Source organism: Brevibacillus laterosporus, assembly GCF_030489605.1.
GTDB lineage: Bacteria > Bacillota > Bacilli > Brevibacillales > Brevibacillaceae > Brevibacillus_B > Brevibacillus_B laterosporus_E.
The window spans coordinates 1-727 of the sequence record NZ_JAUKFY010000070.1 but is presented as its reverse complement, the minus strand read 5'-3'; the positions used below and the strand labels follow the sequence as shown (position 1 = coordinate 727).

The window sequence follows — 727 nt, the reverse complement described above, 5'->3', positions numbered from 1 at the left end:
AAAACTCGCTAATCACTACAGGAAACGAATACTTTTCTGTTTCAAAAATGACCGCCTTACCAGCCGTCCGCATATTTCCGATCCGGATCATTCGGTCATACGCATCTGAACCAATAAAAATACCGGTCCATGTGATCGGCCGGTATTGTGGTCCCATGTTTTGTATACTTACATCCCCACCAGGGAATCGATTAATAGCTAATGTTTGTTGCCCGCCTAAAGGTATTGAATCGGGTTTTTCGAACGTTTTTAATTCTATGCCTCCAAGGACAACTCTCATTACGTAGCCCCTCCAAATGCACCGCGTCCCATCGTCATATTAGCTCTTTGAGCAGTTCTGGCAAGTTCGTTTAAAACTTCGCGTTTAATTCGTCTAACAAGAGCTTCGGTATCTTCTCCTGGCATTTGATAGACATGGAAATGTAAATCAGGAAGTTGGGTAGTATTGTTTTCAGTACTTTTGGGTTGAGATACTCTTCTAGCAGGGGTAACACCAGAAAAGCTTTCATCAAGTGGTAACTTACTATTAAGCTTTGGTACTACCTCAATGGATCCATTTAATTTACTACGCAGAGACTCAGCTACTGTCCCCGTTGCCGATTGTAAATAAGGAAGAGAATCTGTAATCCCCTCGCTGAACATTTTCATTAGGTTTGGAGCCCAGCGATCCGACTTCGAGGCAGGGCCTTTTTCAGTAGGGGAGGAAAATCCTAGAAATTGCTTGAGA

General features: G+C 43.1%; 2 pseudogenes. Both read right to left on the bottom strand.

Going from position 1 to position 727, the window contains the following annotated elements:
* Nucleotides 1-280: pseudogene (locus QZ995_RS23700) on the bottom strand (LysM peptidoglycan-binding domain-containing protein); the annotation flags it as partial.
* Nucleotides 280-727, bottom strand: a pseudogene (locus QZ995_RS23695) (phage tail tape measure protein); the annotation flags it as partial. The pseudogenes QZ995_RS23695 and QZ995_RS23700, both read right to left, overlap by 1 nt.